The organism is Litchfieldia stipae (assembly GCF_014837155.1).
In the GTDB taxonomy this organism is placed as follows: domain Bacteria; phylum Bacillota; class Bacilli; order Bacillales; family Bacillaceae_L; genus Litchfieldia.
Genome location: NZ_JACYHA010000007.1, coordinates 120,661 through 142,403 on the forward strand (window position 1 = coordinate 120,661; position 21,743 = coordinate 142,403).

A 21,743-nucleotide genomic window follows, 5' to 3' on the forward strand; every position below is an offset into this window, starting at 1 on the left:
AGCTTTTTACCAAGATGCTATTGATCCATCGGTTCTTGACTCTGTTCCACCAGATAATACACCTGTTTTTGGATCTCTCCAAATGATTTGGCCGCGACCGTAGCCACCACTATCTACTGTCACTTCAATCTGATGACCTTTGCGTGCTAAGCTTTGTGCGATATGCTGCGGGAAGCTGTGCTCGACTTGAATTTTCTTCCCTTCAATCCACTGCCATCTTGCCGCATCAAGTGCTGCTTGCGGATTCAGATGGAAATCGACTGTATTCATGACAACCTGCGCGTGACCCTGTGGCTGCATGTATCCACCCATGACACCAAACGGCCCAACTGCTTCTCCGTCCTTTGTTAAAAATCCTGGGATAATCGTATGATATGTCTTTTTACCAGGTTTTAATGCATTTTCATGTGTTGGATCAAGTGAAAAATCATGTCCACGGTTTTGCAGCGCGATTCCTGTTCCCGGAACAACAATTCCAGAACCAAAGCCCATGTAGTTACTTTGAATAAATGACACCATATTTCCGTCACCATCAGCTGTCGCTAAATACACTGTTCCACCACTTGGCGGTGTTCCTGGCTCTGGCGTCAGCGCATCTTCGCCAATTAAGCTGCGTCTTTGTGCTGCAAATTCCTCTGATAAAAGCTGTTCCACAGACGTCGACATGTCCTTAGGATCGGTAATATATTTCTTCCCATCGGCAAACGCTAGCTTCATCGCTTCAATCTGCTTATGGTATGTATCAACCGATTCTTTCTCCGTTAACTCTATGCCGTTTAATGTATTCAACGCCATCAATGCAACTAGTCCTTGACCATTTGGTGGAATCTCCCACACATCATATCCACGGTATTTCACTGAGATTGGCTCCACCCACTCAGCCTCAAATGCTGCTAAATCCTCAGCCGTAATAAACCCATTATGCTCCTTTGAAAATGCCGCAATTTTCTCCGCTAATTCACCACGATAAAAGCTCTCTGCATTCGTTTCCGCAATCGAACGAAGGGTGCTCGCATGACCTTCTGAGCTCCACATTTCACCGATTTCAGGTGGCTGATTATTTGGTGCAAATGTATCAAACCAGCCCTGGAATTCTGGACCTGTGCATAGTTGCTTGTAAGCACTGTATGCTCTCTTCCAATACTTCCCTAGCGTTGGTGAAACAGGATAACCTTTTTCTGCATACTCAATCGCTGGCTTTAACACCTCAGTTAATGGTAGCTTTCCGAATCGCTTAGATAGAGCTGCCCATGCCCCTGGAATCCCAGGCACCGTCACAGGAACCAAGCCAAATTTCGGCATCGTCTCATGCCCACGTTCCTTCACCGCTTCAATTGACAGGTTCTTCGGTGAACGACCACTCGAATTTAGGCCATGCAATTCACCATTTACCCACACTATCGCAAACGCATCTCCACCAATTCCATTTGAAGTTGGCTCAACAACAGTGAGTGCCGCCGCAGTAGCAATCGCCGCATCAATCGCATTACCACCTTTTTTCATAATATCTAATCCGGCTTGTGCCGCTAATGGCTGTGACGTTGCCACCATTCCATTCTTCGCAAAAGTTGTCATCCTCTGCGATGAATAAGGGTGATTTAAATAATCCATCTTCATCGACCATACCTCCACATTGTATTTTTAACACTATGTATTTATACATTTGTAAACCAATAGATTGAAAACAACTAACAAACGTAACCACAATCTGTCTAGTAAATTATAACTCTACTCACACGCAATTTCCACACAATATTGTAAATATACTGATAATAAAAATTGTTATTATTTAGATGGTGGCTGGATGTTGACGTTTTGAGAGGGGTGGAGCATTAGTGAATTCTACTGGGGTACTCATCAGGTACTTTTCGTGGCTTTCAGAGCACTAGTAAGCCCATCTAGGTACCTCATCTGGCACTTTCTGAGGCTTTCAGGGCTCTTGTCAGCTCATCTAGATACCTCATCTGGTACTCTGCACTGTTTCAGGGCTCTAGCCAACTCCTCTAGATACCTCATCTGGCACCCTGCACTGTTTTCAGGGCTCTAGTCAGCCAATCTAGATACCTCATCTGGTACCTTGCACTGCTTTCAGGGCTCTAGTCAGCCAATCTAGGTACCTCATTTGGTACCTTGCACTCCTTTCAGGGCTCTAGTCAGCCAATCTAGGTACCTCATCTGGCACTTTCTGAGGCTTTCAGGGCTCTAGCCAACTCCTCTAGATACCTCATCTGGCACCCTGCACTGCTTTCAGGGCTCTAGTCAGCCAATCTAGGTACCTCATTTGGTACCTTGCACTCCTTTCAGGGCTCTAGTCAGCCCATCTAGGTACTTCATCTGGTACCCTGCATTGTTTTCAGGGCACTAGCCAACTCCTCTAGGTACCTCATCCTCTCCTTCTCACTTCTTTCAGGACACTAACCTCCTCTTCCACTTACCTCAACCACTCCTTCTCACATCTTTCGGGGTCTAGAGTCCCTACACAAACCCTCTTGATTGTTTTTCCCATAGTAGGATAAGATAGTTTCATGATTACATAGTGAAGTGGTGAGTAAATGAGGCTTGATGAAACGGATAAGAAAATATTACAATTGTTAACGGAAAATGGCAGAATGTCCTATGTTGATATTGGAAAGGAATTGAATCTTTCGAGGGTTTCGATTCGGGAGAGAGTCAACCAATTGATGGACAACGGTGTGATCGAGAAATTTTCGGTAGTCATTAATTCTGAAAAAATTGGGAAGGGTGTTTCTGCCTTCTTTGAGGTTGATTGTGAGCCCGCTTCTCTTGTTGCTGTAGCTGAAGCCTTGGCCAACAATCCGCAAGTTGCGAGCTGCTATCAAATGACCGGACCGAGCACGCTCCACATGCACGTACTTGTTGAGGATTTCGCCAAGCTCGAATCCTTTATCAATGAAGAGCTCTATAGCTTAGAAGGCATCACTCGAGTCGAAAGCCATATCTTACTCAGACGATTCAAGAGCCGCACCGGACTGAAGCTCTAACCCCAATCGGTGCCTGGCACCCAAAGTGGGATCATTTCTGCTCCTACGAGTGCCTGGCACCGCAATGGCGATCCATGCTTTACCCATTCCGTGTCCGCTTAAAAACAACAATACCCGCACTTATCAGTACACCAATCAAAACAATTGCCACCGTGAAGGACAACGCGTAATACTTCTCTGCCTCCCCATTATTAAATAGTGATGCCGAGTGTACGACTAGACGTGCCGGGCTCCACATCATCCATTTTGAAAGCAGCGAAGTCGCTAGCGACAACAGCATCGTCGTTCCCAAGGTTAAAAACGCGACCATGCCACTGCTTTTCATAAACGTACTATAGAACAACAGGAAGGTAATGACTAAGATCAACCAGACTGCGTACGTGAACATTCCACTAAGAACATACCCAAAGTCAATGTCCCCAATTAACTGTACCGTATAATAATAGGCTGCAAGAATCCCTAACACGTAAGAGGTGAAACCGAGAACAACCACACTCATCCATTTTGCGGTCACATAACTAGCTAAAGAAACCGGTTTGACCAAGATCAAATCCTGCACACCACTAGCTCTCTCACTCGTGATTATTCCCATGAAGGCCAATGCCAAAATCAGAAATCCGATTTGGCTAATTTGTGCATTCGTCTGTGCCATCACTTCTGCTGGTGACGGTAACGGAAATTCACTGACAGCTCCTTCGGGTAATCCTCCGGCACTTTTCAAAATCTCCGGCAAAAAGTAACTAGTCACAGGCTGCATGATCCCGAACAATATAAAGACAAGAGGAATCCAAATAAGCTTATAATTGCGTGTCATTTCTACCCATTCTTTTGTAAATAAGACAAACCACTGCTTCATTCCTTCACCACCTCGATAAATACGTCTTCTAGTGAAGATTGCCCTACCGAGAACGAGGTTACTGGGAGGTTCTTTTCTACAAAATCTCGTAGCACCTGAACCTTCGCACGTTCCACATCTGACACATATAAGGTAATTGAACCCTTTTCATCCTTCACTTCTTCGATAAAATCATATGCACGTAATTCAGCCATCCACTCTGGACTTGTTTCCTTCAATCGAATCTTCAGAATATCTTGCTGATACTTCGTTCTCATGTCCTTAATCGACGAATCTAGCGCTAATTCACCTTTTCGGATAATGATAATCTCATCACACACTTCTTCAGCATCACTTAAGACATGCGTAGAAAAAAGAATTGTCGTCTGTTTTTTCAGCTCTGATAACATGTCAATGACATCTCGTCTTCCAACTGGATCAAGAGCTGACACGGGTTCATCTAAGATTAACAGCTTCGGTTGATGGACCATCGCTTGAGCAATCCCCAGGCGCTGCTTCATCCCACCTGAAAATCCGCCGATTCGCTGATCACTAGCATCAGTTAATCCAACAAGCTCAATTAATTCCTTAGCCCGTTCCTTCGCTTCCTTTTTTGAAAGATGCGAAAGACGCCCAACATAGATCAAGAATTCCTCCGCTGTCATCCACGAATAGAACACTGGAAACTGTGGAAGAAATCCAACATCCTCACGTAAATCTCCAGATGTTTGTTCGTTTAATGAAATCTGTCCCTTTGAAGGCTTCAGTAACCCTGCGAGCATTTTTAATGTCGTTGTTTTACCAGCACCATTTGGACCTAATAGGGCAGTACAGCTTCCTTTTTTTATCGAAAACGATAGCTCACTTACGACCGTTTTCTTGCCAAAATCCTTCGTTAACTTCTCGACTGTGATAAATGCCATTTATTTCTTCCTTCCAAAAATAAAATAGGCAATGGGTCCGAATAAATTAATCAACACCACAATCAGTACCCACATCACCTTTGGACCCTTTGTTTCCTTCGCCTTAATGATGTCCACGAGCGCAATCAGCATTAATACGAACTGAATAATTACAATGGGCAAAAGCAGCTCCCAACTTACCAACAACAAATCCTCCATGCTCTAGCCTCCTTTTTACTTTCAAATACGTATCACAAGAAAAAAAGTTTCACCCCACCGGGACACAATTGATCCCACTTCCGGTGCCTGGCACCGACTCCAACAAATATTTTAAAAAATCTCAAAGGACTTGATTAAGATATGTCGAATTTAATTACAAACCGATATGATTACTCTAAACATCGAATTTTGCAGCTATCGAATATACAGAGAAAGGGTACATACTATGGATGAACTGAATGTAAGAAAATCTTCTAAAGTGGTCATTAACTTATTTCTTGCACTGTTTATAGTCTACTTAATTAACTTATTATATATTCCATTGCACGACTTATACAAAGGCGTGAATCACTTATCCTTTCACACTTTTCTAGAGCTATTTAGCATTTTCGTTTGTTTTTCGATTAGCTCCTATGGCTGGCATGCTTATAATGATACAAAAATGATGAGTTCCCTTTGGATTCCATCCGTGTTTTTTGCCGTTGGTTTTCTCGACTTACTCCATACGTTGTCATACCCTGGAATGCCCCATTTTATCACTGATGCTTCCATTGCAAAGACATCATGGTTCTGGATATTTGCTCGATTTACAGCGACCTTTTCGTTTTTTTATCTCGTCATTCTTAAGGACCGAGTCTCACCTGTTCAAAGTCGAAAACTATTTATGGCAGGCACATTAATTTACACACTCCTTCTCTCATTTATCGTCATTAAATTTGAAGACCAGCTACCACTTTTAAGCGATGGACAGCCAAGTGTTCTAAAAGACAGCTTTGAATACCTGATTAGTTCCATTCTTTTACTATCAATTATTATTGTGACAAAAAGATATCTCAAAACAAAAACAGCATCTGAATTAGATCTAGTTTTGGCCTTCAGCTTCTTATTCATAAGCGAAGTCATGATTATTGCCTATAGCAGTATGCTAGATTTCAAAATTATTATCTCCCATATTTGTAAAGCAGTCGGCTATGGTTATATTTTCAAATACTTTTATTTTTCGAAGATGGAGCTTTCCTTCAAGCAAAAATCCGAGGTGGAAACTAGTCTCAAATTGACTCAGGGACTACTTGAATCCGTCTTTATTAATACGGCTGATAGCATCATCATCTTAAATAATGAGAAAAAAATCGTGCGAGTGAATGAAACCTTTTCAAGGATTTTCAAGCAGCCAAAGGAACTGGTACTAGGTTTAACGCTTGCTGAAGTCATTCCAGAGCATATGGCAAAAATTGAAAAAACAATTGCTCAAATGATACGTCAAAATGTAATGACCGAATCCAAAATAATTGCTCAAAAAAAGGGGAACCAAGTACATTATCTCAAGCACACCGTTTTTCCTGTTACTAGTGATTATGGAGAGAACATTTATACTGTCATCATTACGCGCGATATAACCAAACAGGTTCAAGACGAAGAACGAATTAGATCTGCTCAACAGGAATTGAAGGAAACTGCAAAGCTTCAACAGGGAACTATTTTTAAGTTTAAAAGAATACAATCACGTTTTATATTCACTCTTTGTGAAGGGCATTTGCTCAAGGTGATCTCGCCAAATGGCACTAATTTGGTAGGGAAGGATATTGAACATTATTTTAGTCCAGAGGTGATTAAGCGCGGTCTGCCATTCTTCAAGCGTGCATGGAATGGTGAGGAAGTATCCTTTGATATTATCATCCAAAAGCGAAACCTGATTGTGACACTAAAACCTGTTAAGCGCAAGGGATATGTGCTTGAAGTGATTGGCTCTAGCTTAGATGTTACCCAATTAAAGCAGACAGAAGCACTCCTACAAAAATCAGAAAAGCTCGCTCTTGTTGGTGAATTAGCTGCAGGTCTTGCACACGAAATTCGGAATCCGCTTACAGCTTTAAAAGGATTTACACAGTTACTAGATTCAACTTCAAATCAAGCAAACAAAAATTATATTAATATCATGTTAGGAGAATTGGATCGACTTGAATCAATCACAAATGAATTTATGGTTGTCGCCAAGCCTCAGGCGATTAAGTATGAAATCTATGATTTGAAGAACTTGATTCACTCCGTCTGTGTCTTTGCTGGACCACAGGCTTTAATGAATAATGTTGACATGCATGTTGCATTTCACACGTCAAACACAAGCGTATACAGTGATGTGAATCAGCTGAAGCAGGTGCTCATTAATCTCATCAAAAACTCATTTGAGGCCATGCCAAATGGTGGCACGCTTGGCATTGAGCTTGATCAGGTGGAAGAGTCTCACTTAACGATTCGCATTACCGATAATGGTAGCGGTATCCCGAAGGAAATCATTCCAAAGCTAGGCGAACCGTTCTATACCTTGAAGGAAAAAGGAACCGGCTTAGGCCTAATGGTCAGCTTCCGAATTATCGAAGCCCATAAAGGAACCATCCAGTTCGAAAGTGAAGAAAACGTCGGAACCACCGTCGAAATCCGACTGCCACTAGCAAAAGAAGAGCAGATTAACCATGAGCACAAATCTGCGAAAACTAGTTTGCCAAGCTAGCAGACTGACTCTTCTCGGGTTGATAACAACCGTACAAAAAGAGGTGGCCCACAATGGACCACCTCTTCATTATGTGTGAAATTGTCAATTTTACTAGAGATTAAGCCTTTGCCATTCCGATGGTAGCTTCAGAAGAATCAATTGCATCTTCTCCACTCTCATCGTCAGCTGGAGCTTCCTCTTCTTCACCTTCTGCGCCTTCTTCATCAGCTGGCTCTTCTTCATCCTTAGCTGGTGCTGGTGCTTCACTCTCATCTTCTTCCTGAGCAGGAGCCTCTTCTGAAGCTGGCTCTTCCTTATCTTGAGCTGGAGCTTCCTCTTCAAGAGAAGTCAGTGGCTTACCAAAGAAGTCAATTGGATTCACTGCCACACCGTTATTACGGATTTCAAAATGAACATATGAATCAACTTCTGTGTTTAATAGATTTTTACCAGATTTCGCAATGACTTGACCACGATCAACGGTATCACCTTGCTTCACCTTCACATCAGATAATGCTTGGTACACTGTGATTACACCTTCAGCATGCTCGATTTCAACAACGTTTCCTAAGGTTGGATCCTTTTCAGATCTAGTCACTGTTCCACCCATAGAAGCCGTTACATCAAATACACTACCGTCTTTTGCTACAATGTCGATCCCTTTGTTTTCTGAATACGTATTATTGTAGAAAACAAGAGCTGCTTCTTGCTCTTCTGCTGACGCATTCACGTCATAGAATTGCTTTTGAATTTCTACTACATCTTCATTAAGTACAGGCATTACAAAATTCTCCGTCGCTTGGTTAACAGGAACACTTTCGCCACCATTTTCTGATGTAATCAGGTCTGACTCGTCATATCCTAATTTATCAGAATCTGCAAGGTCGTTGTTCCCCTGGAACCATAAAACCGCCGTTAGAATAATTGCTGCACTTGCTAAGTAGATTGCTGGGAATACCCAACGTTTCTTGAAAAATTGTTTTACATTTGATTTTGGAGAAGTACGTTTAGTTTCTTCCTCTCTCATGTTCATCACCTCAGCAATCATTCTGAACACATTCGAGAGATTATATACATCTGGAAAAAATTTTTTTAGATTATTTTTTAACAACGTAAGAAATTTTATTCATTCTTTTTAAAAAATGTAGATTCGTGCGTGGGCGTTAAGGTAATTTCGCTTCTATTAGATGTTGGGTGTGCAAGCTAGTATCCTGATGATTGAGGTGTGTGGTGATTGGGATAGTACTCGGTTGTTCTGATGTCCTCTTTGTAGAGATTCTGGGGATTGGGGGTACTTTCTTGAGGGCGGCTAGTTACCTCATTGGGCGAGATTCCACAGCTTGAGGGCACTACTTCGGGAGTCTAGTTACCTCATTGGTGCGGATTTCCATGGTTGAGGGCACTACTTAGATCTTCTAGTTACCTCATTGGTGCGGATTCCGGTGGTTGAGGACACTACTCAGATCTTCCAGTGACCTCATTGTTCAAGATTCAACAGCTTGAGGGCACTACTCAGATCTTCCAGTGACCTCATTGTTCAAGATTCCACAGCTTGAGGACACTACTCAGATCTTCCAGTGACCTCATTGTTCAAAATTCAACAGCTTGAGGACACTACTCAGATCTTCTAGCGACCTCATTATTCAAGATTCCACAGCTTGTGGCACGACTCGCACCTTCTGCCCCTGCATCATACTAATACCAGCTCCTGTAACAATTAATAACCCCCATCCATCTCTGAACAGGGGAAAATCCATATCATTATCTTGTGACACCTGGAGTTGTCGGTGCTTTTTTTAATAGCAGCCAATTTGGAATCATGGCAATCAGTGCTAAAAGGATGAGTGCCACATAGTTTAATTGAAAGCTACCAGCACTTGACTGAATGAAGGTATCGAATAACCAAGTACGCACCTGTGGCAGAATGATCATAATAGCCAGAATGGCCACACCCGACAGCCCACCAATCATTCCTAATCGATAGAAAGCTGTCCCCAATAGGAATCCTAATGATAGAACAAGAAAGCAGATCACACTATCCACAAGGAACTGCTCCAGCAATGTCGAAAGGAATGTTTCATTTTGTACCATTAAAAAGATTGAAATGTTTTCAATATTATTAAGAGAAATCACCAACTCAAAGATAGACAATGCAATCATATGAACAAAAGACATGGTGATTGCTAAAAATACACTGAAGAAAATTGTTCCAAGTATATAATTATTTCGAGTTGACCCCAGCTTCACACAATACGGGAATGTTTCCTTCGTCAGCAAAAATCCTGAAATTCCGCTGTATATATAGATGGATAAAGCAGAAGAAAACGTAATTTGTGTATCGTTAAGTGACATGGTAATAATAAGTAGCACTGTGATACTTGCTAATAAAATTGACCAAAACATCATGAAGCTAAAGCGATAATCTAATGTAAGATAATATAGAATCCCTTTGAATTGTTTAGACATAGAGCTTCCCCTCCTGCTCTTCGGTTAGGTGCACCATTAATTGCTGAATATGACAACGTTCCGCCTCAAGCCCCTGGGACTTCGCTTCACGGATGTCGAGCTTCTCTCCATAGAGGATGACCGTTTTACTTCCTGCAAGCGTAGACTCATGAATGACATTTTTTCCAGAAATATACGCATCCACTGTGTCACGTTTCCCAGTAACAATCATACTTCGCTCCACCATTTCTTCAGCTGGCTCATGCAGCATCAGCTCGCCGCTACGCATTAACACAACCTCCTCAAACAAATTACTCACCTCATCAATTAAGTGAGTCGACAAGATGAAGGTTCGCGGTGCTTCTTCAAATTCTTCAAGCAGCAGGTCATAGAATTTATATCTCGCAGACGCATCAAGTCCAATATATGGCTCATCAAAAATCGTAAAGCGCGCGCGACTCGAAAGGCCAATTATAATCCCAAGCGCCGACTCCATCCCTTTAGAAAGCCCCTTTGTCGTCATTTTTAAATCTAACTGAAACACCTCTAATAACCTAAGCGCCGTTTCATTCGACCATTTTGGGTAGAATAAAGACGCAATTTTGAGGACTTCTTTAATCTTAAGACGTTTTTTAAAATTATTACTTTCGCTGATAAAACAAATGTCCTGTAAAATCTCGCGGTTATTAAATGGATTTTTTCCGTCGATTGTAATGTGGCCACTTGTCGGCAGTTCATGACCGGCTACTAGCTTCATTAAGGTTGTTTTTCCGGCACCATTTCTGCCAAGTAATCCGTAAATTTTATCGTCCTCAAGCGTTAGGCTGAGGTCCTTTAACGCTGTTTTTCCAGCATATTTCTTGGTCACACCCGAAATGACAATGCTCATTGTTCTTCCTCCTGCTCTATCAATTTCGATAAATCCGCCACTGAAATTCCTAGCTTTGCAGCCTCACTCTTCAATGGAATAATAAAGTCCTTGTAAAAGTCGTTCTTGCGCTTGTTCAATATAATCGTTCTCGCCCCTTCAGCTACAAACATGCCAATCCCTCTCTTTTTGTAGAGTATTTCTTGGTCAACTAACTGATTGATTCCCTTTGCTGCGGTTGCTGGGTTGATTTGATAGTACTTTGCAAATTCATTGGTCGAAGGTACTCGATCGCCTTCTTGGATTGAACCATCAAGGATGCTTGATTCAACTTTCTCTGCAATTTGCTGAAAAATCGGTTTATCTTCTTTTAAATTAGAATCCATCGTGTCACCTACTTAAGTGGTTAGTTACTTATGCAACTAACTATATATCCTTTTCGTTTTTATGTCAATTACTTCCTGGAAAATGTTTTTACAAAATAAAAACTACTCTTCCAAGGGGTTGAGTAAGCCCGGAAAGAAGAGCAGTTTTTATTGTTAATACAGTGTATATGATTGGATTGTGTCGGTGGATGTTGGACGAATGAAGGTGTAATAGATGCCTGATGTGAAGCCATTGGTTGAAACAGAGTAGCTTGATACGAGCTTCCAACCTTCCTCACCAAGCTGATTGAGCGTTTCATCGATTTGCTCAGGCTTTACCTCAATATTAAATAACCCTTTCCCAGGCTTGAGGGTAATAGTCTTGTATTCAAATTGAGTCATTCTGATTGTCCTCCTTCCTGAGTTGAGTTATATATTATTTCTGTTTTTATCAGAATATTCCTTCTTTTTTTGTTGAAATTTGAGATGAATCCTTGGGGTTGGTGGAGAGATGAGTGACTTTGTGCGCACCCTTAAACTTCATTCGGGCGTTCATTCCCTAAAAGAAAAAAGACCGGCCCTAAGACCAGTCTCCACACACATCCATTATTCCTTAGCTGCTGTAATTTGAGTTAAGAATTTATCTGCTGAGGCAATATCGACACCTTGATAATAGTACGTAAGGATCTTTTCGTAGTTGTTACCTTCCTTGGCCATGCCGTTAGCTCCATATTGGCTCATTCCGACACCGTGACCATTACCTTTGGTGGTAATCACAATTTCATTCCCTTTACGATCCCATGAGAAATCCGTTGACTTTAAATCTAAAGCCTCTCGAATCTCTCGGCCGCTAAAGCACTTGCCTCCCACTTCGACAGTCTTGACTCGATTGGTTTCTGTTCTTTCCTTCACCGTGCCTACTTCATTCCCAGAGCCAAGACTGATTCCTAATCGTTGCTCAAAATCTGCGACACTTATTACCTTTCTTTCATGGAATTTATCTGATTGTTCATCCCACTTACTTTCAACACTTTTTAAATACGGAAGAGCACTTTCCCAATAGTCCTCCGAATTCTCAGTGTATCCATTACTTGTTGAGAAGAATGAAGCATCGATTGGTGCTCCATCGTATGTAAGAACCTGACCTCGAGTTGCATTTACAGCATCTGTGACTTTTTCCAAGTTTTTCTCATAGTCCTTACCCCATTGTTCTTTCAGCTCTTCTTTCCCTTTATATACTTGATGATTGACGGTATCTGAGACCATTGCACCCTCTGGTACACCAATGGTTTTTCCGCTTAGCATATACCTGACAATATAAGTTCTAGCTGCAATTGCTTGAGCCTTTAGCGCTTCTAATTCGAACGTTGCTGGCATCTCAGAAGCCAATACCCCAACCACATACTCTTCTAGTGGAATATTTTCAATTTCATCAATGCTTGAACGATGAACGGCTACCTCCACACTTGACTCTGACGCTATTTGCGTTTCGCTTGGATTCGTTTGGTGCTCTTCTGCTAGTTTTCCGCCAGATTTCTCGGAAAACGGGATGACCACGATTGTAGGGATGATTAAGGTAACAACGAATAAAATAGAGAATACGACAACGATTGGTTTAAAAGAAGATTTCATGAACACCGAGCCTCCATCTGTTTTTTCATGCACAGTGACTCGTCTTTCGAGTCTTGCATATTCAATCATATGGAGTTGGACAAGCATTTATGACAAGTTTCATTCATCCGATACAATTAAATTCTTCTAAAAGCACGCCGTTCTGCATATTCCTTACATTGTAGGCATACTTTTATTTTTACACCGTGATCATCTTTATATGACGTCAAATTTGATTTCTTTTTCTTACAAAAAGAACATGTTGATTTAAACAACGCAGAAAAAATCCCCATACACCATTCCTCCTCTACATTTAATGTATGATTTTTCAACAAATAGTGTAAATTAACAAACGGTAAACTGACCTGAGTAAATTAAAAAAAGCCAGAGATTATCACTCATGGTGAAATCTCTAGCTCTTTGATGGATTACATATTTACATTAATTTCTTCAGAAGCTGTTTCTTTGTTAACGACATCAGTAACTCTTTCAATGTCAGCTCCTAATGATGCTAGCTTTAGGTGGAAATCAACATATCCACGGTCTAAATGCTTAAGCTCAGTTACACGAGTGTAACCTTCAGCGACAAGTCCTGAAAGAATTAATGCTGCAGCTGCACGAAGATCTGTTGCAGAAACCTCTGCACCTTGAAGCTCAGTTGGTCCATTGATGATGACCGAGCGACCTTCGATTTTGATGTTACCATTCATACGGCGGAATTCTTCCACATGCATGAATCGGTTTTCAAACACAGTTTCAGTAATCATACTTGTGCCTTTTGCACGAAGTAATAATGCCATCATTTGTGATTGCATATCCGTTGGGAAACCAGGATGTGGCATCGTTTTAATATCAATTGGCTTTAAATTCTCAGGTCCGATAACACGTAGGCCATCTTGCTCTTCGATAAACTTAACACCCATTTCTTCCATTTTCGCAATTAAAGAACTAAGATGTTCAGGAACAGCACCCCTTACTAACACATTACCACCTGTGATTGCTGCTGCTACCATAAATGTTCCAGCTTCAATACGGTCAGGGATAATATTATGCTGTGTTCCATACAGCTTTTCTACACCTTCAATACGAATCGTTCCAGTTCCAGCACCACGGACCTTTGCTCCCATTCCATTAAGGAAGTTTGCTAAGTCAACGATTTCTGGTTCCTTTGCAACATTCTCTAAGATTGTAGTGCCTTCAGCTAATGTTGCTGCCATCATAATATTTTCAGTGGCACCTACACTTGGGAAATCCAAGTATACCTTTGCACCGCGAAGTCTACCATCAACTTCAGCGTCAATGTATCCATTACCAACCTTAACTTTGGCTCCCATTGCTTCAAAGCCTTTTAAATGTTGGTCAATTGGGCGAGATCCGATGGCACAACCACCTGGTAATGCAATACGAGCATGACCATTTCTCGCTAAGAGTGATCCCATAACAAGAACCGAAGCTCTCATTTTTCGCACATATTCAAAAGGTGCTTCTGTTTTTAACTCTCTTGATGCATCTACTACGATTTGATTGTTCTGAAATGACACCTCTGCATTTAAATAACGCAAGACTTCATTAATCGTATATACATCGGAGAGCGTGGGTACTTCATTAATAATACTTTTTCCTTCACTCGCTAATAAGGATGCAGCGATAACCGGCAAAACGGCATTTTTTGCTCCTTCAACCTTAACAGTACCGTTTAGCTTTCGACCGCCACGGACGATGATTTTTTCCAAGGTATTCCCCTCCGCGTCCATTTTCTCTATATTCATATTCATTCATTATGATTGGTGTTCCAATTCTAAGATTAGGTTGGGCGCCCAATCATTCATTTAATGGCGATTTGTATATTCATTTCTTAAGGGTGATCAAGAAGATTTCTCTTCACACTGCTCAGTATATGCAATTCATGAGTCAAATGTCTCTATATGAAATGTTTGTTTTCCATTAGTTGTTGTTTCCTTCTATAAAATCCGTCAGATTATACAAAACACTTTCAATCTTATCACTGTTTATCAGTTTAAGAAAGGGAAATTTGTTGGATTTCAAAGAATTTTGTCAACTTCTGTATCATTGGAAGTTTTTTAAAATCGCCGTCTTTCATTTCTCATACCAAAAAGGGATTCGATTACCCACCTTGTTTTTTGTGGGTAGTCATTTAAAACACTGTTCCATGATGTAATTATGACTAAATATGCATGTCTGGAGTGTGTAAATGAGGATAAAGCCTGACTTTGGAATTACATATTTAGTGAAAAAATACATATAACAAATGCTATCATACTTGATTCAAGCAAAAATTGATATAGCCTAAAATTACCAAAGTAAATAAATGAATAACTGACATACTAATTTTGTATTCCACCTTGTTCGTTATTCCTTTTCCTTACTTACATTTTTACCAGTTTTCCATAGTGACATACTTGGTAAAAAAGGGGTTTTAGTGGTGCCTGTCACCACCCGAATTTTGTCGAATACTCTCGCTGAATACCCTCTTCATCACAAACTCCGCGGAAAGCTTGCTTAAAAGACATCCAAAAAAGCCGACCCTCTATTTTATGGTCGACCTACGCCCAATTTTCGTAAATTTTATGTGAAGTATATCGCCGGGGATGGTGCTATGGGACAAAACACCAGTTGCATTGATCTGTTTTGTCTTATTACACCCCACCATTGGACATTACCTTGGCTGTGCTTGCTTATTTTGTCCGCTTGGGTGGGTCTATGGGACAAAACACTAGTTGTATCGCTCTGGTTTGTCCTATTACACCCCACCATTGGACATAACATTGGCTGCGCTTGCCTGTTTTGTCCTTTGGGGTGGGCCTATTGGACAAAACACCAGTTGTATCGCTCTATTTTGTCCGTTTACACCCCACCATTGGACATAACATTGGCTGTGCTTGCTTATTTTGTCCTTTTGGGTGGGCCTATTGGACAAAACACCAGTTGTATTGCACTGGTTTGTCCTATTGCTCTGCTCCATTGGACATAACCTTGGCTGTGCTTGCTTGTTTTGTCCTTTGGGGTGAGTCCATTGGACAAAACACTAGTTGCATTCCTCTGGTTTGTCCTATTACACAGCTCCACTGGACATAACCTTGACTGTGCTTGCTTGTTTTGTCCGCTTGGGTGGGTCTATTGGAAAAAACACTAGTTACATTCCTCTGTTTTGTCCTATTACACCCCACCACTGGACATAACCATGGCTGTGCTTGCTTGTTTTGTCCTTTGGGGTGGGTCTATTGGACAAAACACTAGTTGTATCGCTCTATTTTGTCCGTTTACCCCCCACCATTGGACATTACATTGGCTGTGCTTGCTTATTTTGTCCTTTGGGGTGAGTCCATTGGACAATACACTAGTTGCATTCCTCTGTTTTGTCCTATTGCACCGCTCCACTGGACATAACCTTAGCTTCACTTGCTTGTTTTGTCCGCTTGGGTCGCCCTATTGGACAAAACACTAGATCAAGTGAGATTGTTTTGTCCTTTGGAACAGTGCCACCACAAAAAACTATTATTAAAACAAACTAGGCAGTTGCTGTGACCATAATAAGTAATCTAAGAAGAAGTTACTTACGAGTGAGCCAATCGCAATCGTAAGAAAGATCAGAAGGACTCTTGCTTGGATAACATGATTTGCTTTGATGAGCTTATCGATGTTCAAACTCTGTAGCGCCCACCATGTAATAATGATAAAAATCAAATGTGAAATAATACTAATTAGTGCTTGATATCCAAAACCCGCTAACATGTGATTCACTCCTAAATGCGCAAAATAAAAGAAGGAGCACTATACTCCTTCCTTTTTATTTAACCATATTCACTTCACTTTTCAAACCAATATCCTAGTCCAGTGAAATTGTTCCCCCTAATGAGAAAGGAGGCAAACTAAGAACCGTCCCCAATTCACCCACTCCCAAATGTGAAAGGAAGGCAAACTGAGAACCGTCCCAATTCGCCACCCAATTCGCCAGCCCCTTGAGAAGCGATTGGCGGTTGCCCGTCTTCTTAACGAATGAAGTCACCAAAGTGATCAATTTGATTTAAGAAGTCGAACGCTAGCCCTGGGAAGATTCCAAAGGCAATGGTGCCAACGACACTGATAATGACAACGATGAGGACTCCAAGTGGGAGCTTCACTTTGCTGTCGTCAGCTGCTGGTCTGAAGAACATTTGCGTAAAGATGCCGAAATAGTATACGTATGACACGACTGTTGCTGCTATCATGATCCCAGCTAGTACATAATGTGCAGGGTCTGTCATAAAGGCACCTAAGAAGATGTTCATTTTCCCAATAAATCCGGCTGTTCCTGGAATCCCAGCTAAAGATAAGATGAGAATTCCCAGGGAAATTGCAACCGCTGGAGATCTTCGGTACAGTCCAGCAAATTGGCTAATATCGCTTGAGCCTGATTTCGATGAAATCACCTGAAGAATGGCGAATACTCCGATATTCATAAATAGATATGCAACTAGATAGAACCAGACGGTACTGAACATGAAGTATGAGAATGTCGCAAATGCGACCATTAAATAACCTGCATGCGCAATACTTGAATAGGCCAATAAGCGTTTCACATTACGCTGCCTTAATGCAACCGTATTACCGACAATCATTGTGATGACTGCCAGGACCGCAAAGTAATTCTTCATATCATAGATTAAGCTCGGTGAATCTGGATCGCCTGATGGCGCATTAATGAACATTGTGATGATCACTCTGATTAAGATTAAGAATCCAGCTGTTTTTGAAACGACACTTAAGAATGCCGCAACAGGTGTTGGTGCTCCTTCGTATACATCTGGTGCCCACATATGAAATGGTGCGGTTGCAAGCTTGAATGATAAGCCGACAAGAACCATTAACAATGCGATTCCCACGATGTAGACGCCTGATCCATTTTGTAAATGGCTAAGCATACCTAGGATTTCACGGATGTTCGTTGTGCCAGTTAGTCCATACACATAGCTCAGTCCGAACAACAGGATCGCTGTTGCAATACTTCCATTGATGACATATTTCATTGCTGCTTCATTTGATTTAAGATTATGCTTTCTTAATCCTGCTAAAATATAGGATGAAATCGACAATAGCTCTAGTCCGACGAAAATGGTGATCAAGTCGGCACTTGATGCCATCATCATCGCCCCTAAGAGACCAGTTAAAAACAAGTAGTAAAACTCGCCGCGGTAGCCTTTTAGCCCTTCCTTTGGCTCGTACTCCATTGCAATTAATAGCACCATCGCTGACCCAACAAGCAGGATGAGCTTGAAGGCAATCGCAAACGAGTCAAGTCTGAAGGTATCAAATAAAATCGACGTCACATCATTTCCAATCATACTGACTAACGAAATGATGGCTAGGACGATTCCGATGATTCCAATCCAAGCTAATGGCTTTCGGCTTCTGTTCTGCCCCATAAATAAATCCAATAGAGAAAGTAAGGTGGCTACTCCAAGGATAATAAACTCTGGTACCATGGCTCCCCATTCATAGCTAAGTAACGTTTCGAGATCCATTCGCTCACCCCCTAGTCCCTTGTACTATATTTTCTAACACAAGCTGAAGTGGTTCTGACAGGACATTCGGATAGACACCAATTAACACGATCAAGCCTAGCAAAATCAAGACAGGAACCAATTCAATTTTAGTGATATCATATACTTTTTCATAAGTTGGACTCGTTTTTCCATAGGTTACATTTAGAACTGCTCTTAAAAGGTATACAGCCGTCATAATGATCCCAATTGCCCCAACTGCGGCAAGGACTGGCATTGTTTTAAACAGCCCTAGAAAGGCCATAAATTCACTGACGAATCCTGACATCCCTGGTAATCCTAAAGATGCCATTGCTCCGGCTAGTAAGAAGCCTGATGTTAATGGCATCACCTTCGCAAGGCCACCAAGCTTATCAATTTGTGATGTCCCTACTCGCTCATACAGAACCCCAATTAAGAAGAAGAGTAGAGCCGAGATTAAGCCGTGAGAGACGACTTGGAAAATCGCACCTTGAATTCCCGCTTCATTTAATGAACCTAACCCGATTAAAACAATCCCCATATGGGAAATACTAGAATAAGCGAGCACCATTTTGAAATCTGTTTGAATGAAGGCAAGGAATGCCCCATATAAAAGGTTGATGACCCCAAGTAATGCAATCAACCACGCCATGTTGCTGAACTCTTCTGGGAAGAAGCCTACGCCAAATCGGATGAAACCGAATGCCCCAATTTTCAGTAGCACCCCAGAGTGAAGCATGACAATGGACGGCGGTGCCTGCACGTGGACATGTAGCATCCACGTATGTAATGGGAAAATCGGTAGCTTAATCCCGAAGGCAATTAATAATGCAATTAACAAGCCATATTTTAGACCACTCGAGAGATCACCTGTTGGCAGTGCCCCGCTCGGACTTGCCATCATACTTGTGATCGCATGGATATTGGTTGTGCCTGTTTTTGCGAAAATCACCATAATGACAATTAACAAAATCGCAGAACCGATTCCATTATAGATAAGAAAACGGAAGGCTGCTTTTTCTTTTTCAAAATAGCCCCATTTCCCAATTAAGAAGAACATCGTTACTAACGTAATTTCAAAGAATAAGAAGAACAACACTAAATTCTCAGCTAAAAAGACCCCTAGCATTCCAATTTCAAGGAACAAAAATAGGATGAAATAGCCCTTCCACTCTTTTTTAATATGAATGGAAGCAATCGCTGCAAGGGTTGAAAGAACCGCTGTTAAAAGGACCATGACTAATGAGAATCCATTGATTCCTAGTTCATAGTCGACCGAAAATGGTTGACCCTTCCCAAGGATGCCAAACCAGCCTATTTTTTCCGAAAAGCTAGTGAGATCTGTACCGCCTCGGTAATAGCTATACAGCACAAAAGCGAGTACTAATGCTGGCAATGTTGACAAGAATCCAACAAGCTTAAGCGTTTGTTCTTGTGCTTTCGGGATAAACGCTAAAAGCACGATACCAATGATTGGGGAGAACACTAATAATGATAAAATATAGGATTCATTCATCGTAAGTACCCCCCTGTTATTGCAAAGATGACAAGTAAGATCGCTAAGCCAAGAAATGCAAACGATCCGTATACTTGAACCTGACCTGTTTGAACCTTAGCTCCAATTCTTCCAATGCCACTTGTGAATGACGCAATCCCTTTAGCAATTCCTCCTACCAAGAAGACATCAATGTATTTCAAGAATAAGCTAAAGACCTTCGTTGCGTAGACAATGGTTCCCTGATAGAATTCATCAATATAATATTTACGGTAGACGATGCTATATCCAATTGGCGCTCTGCTTGAAAGCCAATCGCGTGAGATCGTTTTTTTACTATACATGAGATAAGCTAAGAGAATTCCCGCTGCAGACACAAGTGTTGCGACAATCATAATCCACAGTGGACCATCGATATGTCCATGGCCAAGCGCCTCGGTCCCTTCTGTTAACCAGTCTCCTAGGAATGTTCCGAACCAAGGTGTATTCACGTATCCTGCGAAAATCGCTAGGATTCCGAGAATCATCATCGGTACCGTCATCACACCTGGTGATTCATGAGCACGGTTCTCGCCATCCCCTCGGTACTCCCCGCCAAACACCATGAAGAACAATCGGAACATATAGAACGCCGTGAAGAACGCAGCAATCACTGCAATCCAGAACAGTCCATAATTTCCATGCGCCCATGTTACAATCAAGATTTCTTCCTTACTGAAAAATCCTGAGAACAGTGGCACCCCACTGATTGCAAGGGTTCCAATTAAGAACAATGGACCAGTGATTTTTAACTTTTTCCACAATCCACCCATCTTCTCGATGTTTTGATTGTGCACAGCATGTATGACACTTCCTGCTGCTAAGAACAGTAATGCTTTGAAGAATGCGTGTGTCATAAGGTGGAATACTCCCGCCACATAGCCTGCTGAACCGAGTGCAAGCATCATATAGCCGAGCTGGCTCACCGTTGAGTAGGCTAGTACTCGTTTGATATCCTTTTGAACAAGACCAATGCTTGCTGCAAAAATCGCCGTAAATCCACCGACAACGGCAACCGTCATTAACGCTGCTTCACTTGCTGCAAATAACGGGAATGTCGCTGCCACTAAGTAAACCCCAGCAGCTACCATTGTTGCCGCATGAATTAAGGCAGACACTGGTGTTGGACCTTCCATCGCATCTGGTAACCATGAATGAAGTGGAAACTGACCTGATTTTCCAATCGCCCCAACGAAAATTAAGATTGCTGTTAATGTAATCATTTCATATGAAATCGCCCCTGCTTCCACCGCAGCGAAAATTTCATCATACTCGAAGCTTCCAACCTGCCAAAAAAGGAGAATCATTCCGATTAGTAACCCTACATCACCAATACGAGTCATGATAAATGCTTTTTTAGCAGCTGCACGTGCTTCTTCCTTGAAAAAGTAAAATCCAATTAATAAGAAGGATCCTACTCCGACAAGCTCCCAAAATATGTAGGTTTGTAAAAGGTTTGGTGAAATCACTAAACCTAGCATGGCAAATGTAAATAATCCTAGATATGCATAAAAGACATGAAATCGTTCATCTCCATGCATATATCCGATTGAATACAAATGAACGAGAAAACTGACAAGCGATACTATCACTAGCATGAGTGCATTTAGTTGATTTATTTCAAAACCCGCTGTTAATTGAACATCCCCTATGGTTAACCAAGTACTCTCATTTTTAAATGTTGGTTGGCTAAATCGTTGAAATAGGACCAACAAGGAGTAAACGAATGAGCCTAATACGAAAAGCAGACCTACGACTGCACTGTATTGCTTGAGTCGTTTACCAAAAATAAGAAGGACTATAAAAGAGATTAGCGGAAAAAGCGGTATGATCCATGCATTTTCCATCATCGTATCACATTCCCCTTCTTTTTTATTCTAGCTATACTGTTACCTTGAATGCCGCAGCCTGAATACACTCCGCGTCCTGTGGGGTGACTGGTGAGCCTC

17 protein-coding genes are annotated in these 21,743 nt (G+C 41.5%); 2 read left to right on the forward strand and 15 right to left on the reverse strand.

What is annotated here, in order from left to right; translation table 11 throughout:
- Positions 1-6 precede the first annotated feature (6 nt).
- Entirely contained in the window at positions 7-1,611 is a 1,605-nt protein-coding gene (locus F7888_RS10795; protein ID WP_191779437.1) for a gamma-glutamyltransferase family protein, read from the reverse strand.
- Between the two features lie 941 nt (positions 1,612-2,552).
- On the opposite strand from F7888_RS10795, the gene F7888_RS10800 reads away from it, so the two are divergent.
- The gene (locus tag F7888_RS10800; RefSeq protein WP_191779300.1) at positions 2,553-3,002 is read left to right on the forward strand and encodes an Lrp/AsnC family transcriptional regulator; all 450 of its coding nucleotides are present in this window, start codon (positions 2,553-2,555) and stop codon (positions 3,000-3,002) included.
- A gap of 79 nt (positions 3,003-3,081) precedes the next feature.
- On the opposite strand, the gene F7888_RS10805 is transcribed toward F7888_RS10800, so the two are convergent.
- The 3 genes from F7888_RS10805 to F7888_RS10815 are packed head-to-tail and all read right to left on the reverse strand — an operon-like array spanning position 3,082 to position 4,958.
- Positions 3,082-3,858 (reverse strand): ABC transporter permease, encoded by a 777-nt coding sequence (locus tag F7888_RS10805; protein ID WP_191779302.1) that lies wholly within the window; start codon positions 3,856-3,858, stop codon positions 3,082-3,084.
- A complete protein-coding gene (locus F7888_RS10810; protein ID WP_191779305.1) occupies positions 3,855-4,760 on the reverse strand; it encodes an ABC transporter ATP-binding protein in 906 nt (301 codons plus the stop codon). Before F7888_RS10810 ends, F7888_RS10805 begins: the two co-directional genes overlap by 4 nt.
- A complete protein-coding gene (locus F7888_RS10815) occupies positions 4,761-4,958 on the reverse strand; it encodes a PLD nuclease N-terminal domain-containing protein (protein ID WP_191779307.1) in 198 nt (65 codons plus the stop codon).
- 226 nt (positions 4,959-5,184) lie between these two features.
- On the opposite strand from F7888_RS10815, the gene F7888_RS10820 reads away from it, so the two are divergent.
- The gene (locus F7888_RS10820; protein WP_191779309.1) at positions 5,185-7,467 is read left to right on the forward strand and encodes an MASE3 domain-containing protein; all 2,283 of its coding nucleotides are present in this window, start codon (positions 5,185-5,187) and stop codon (positions 7,465-7,467) included.
- A 100-nt stretch (positions 7,468-7,567) separates the two neighbouring features.
- Here the strand turns inward: F7888_RS10820 and F7888_RS10825 are convergent, their stop codons facing one another.
- The 11 genes from F7888_RS10825 to nuoL form a co-directional block, all read right to left on the reverse strand.
- A complete protein-coding gene (locus tag F7888_RS10825; protein WP_191779311.1) occupies positions 7,568-8,476 on the reverse strand; it encodes a M23 family metallopeptidase in 909 nt (302 codons plus the stop codon).
- 734 nt (positions 8,477-9,210) lie between these two features.
- Complete coding sequence (locus F7888_RS10830; protein ID WP_191779313.1) at positions 9,211-9,915, reverse strand: hypothetical protein; 705 nt, start codon at positions 9,913-9,915, stop codon at positions 9,211-9,213.
- Positions 9,908-10,783: an ABC transporter ATP-binding protein gene (locus F7888_RS10835; RefSeq protein ID WP_191779315.1), complete on the reverse strand. Its 876-nt coding sequence runs from the start codon at positions 10,781-10,783 to the stop codon at positions 9,908-9,910. The genes F7888_RS10830 and F7888_RS10835 overlap by 8 nt, the downstream gene beginning before the upstream one ends.
- A complete protein-coding gene (locus F7888_RS10840) occupies positions 10,780-11,148 on the reverse strand; it encodes a GntR family transcriptional regulator (RefSeq protein WP_191779317.1) in 369 nt (122 codons plus the stop codon). Before F7888_RS10840 ends, F7888_RS10835 begins: the two co-directional genes overlap by 4 nt.
- A 153-nt stretch (positions 11,149-11,301) precedes the next feature.
- Positions 11,302-11,529 carry a DUF4177 domain-containing protein gene (locus F7888_RS10845; protein ID WP_191779319.1) on the reverse strand — a complete coding sequence of 76 codons (228 nt, stop codon included), beginning with the start codon at positions 11,527-11,529 and terminating at the stop codon, positions 11,302-11,304.
- 204 nt (positions 11,530-11,733) lie between these two features.
- Positions 11,734-12,759, reverse strand: a complete 1,026-nt coding sequence (gene spoIID, locus F7888_RS10850) for a stage II sporulation protein D (RefSeq protein WP_191779322.1) — start codon at positions 12,757-12,759, stop codon at positions 11,734-11,736.
- Between the two features lie 407 nt (positions 12,760-13,166).
- Positions 13,167-14,471, reverse strand: a complete 1,305-nt coding sequence (gene murA, locus F7888_RS10855) for a UDP-N-acetylglucosamine 1-carboxyvinyltransferase (RefSeq protein WP_191779324.1) — start codon at positions 14,469-14,471, stop codon at positions 13,167-13,169.
- A 1,786-nt stretch (positions 14,472-16,257) separates the two neighbouring features.
- Complete coding sequence (locus F7888_RS10860) at positions 16,258-16,491, reverse strand: DUF1146 family protein (RefSeq protein WP_191779326.1); 234 nt, start codon at positions 16,489-16,491, stop codon at positions 16,258-16,260.
- A 257-nt stretch (positions 16,492-16,748) separates the two neighbouring features.
- Positions 16,749-18,260 carry an NADH-quinone oxidoreductase subunit NuoN gene (nuoN, locus tag F7888_RS10865; protein WP_191779328.1) on the reverse strand — a complete coding sequence of 504 codons (1,512 nt, stop codon included), beginning with the start codon at positions 18,258-18,260 and terminating at the stop codon, positions 16,749-16,751.
- A 4-nt stretch (positions 18,261-18,264) separates the two neighbouring features.
- Positions 18,265-19,776: an NADH-quinone oxidoreductase subunit M gene (locus F7888_RS10870; RefSeq protein ID WP_191779330.1), complete on the reverse strand. Its 1,512-nt coding sequence runs from the start codon at positions 19,774-19,776 to the stop codon at positions 18,265-18,267.
- A complete protein-coding gene (nuoL, locus tag F7888_RS10875) occupies positions 19,773-21,644 on the reverse strand; it encodes an NADH-quinone oxidoreductase subunit L (protein WP_191779332.1) in 1,872 nt (623 codons plus the stop codon). Before nuoL ends, F7888_RS10870 begins: the two co-directional genes overlap by 4 nt.
- Positions 21,645-21,743: the final 99 nt, after the last annotated feature.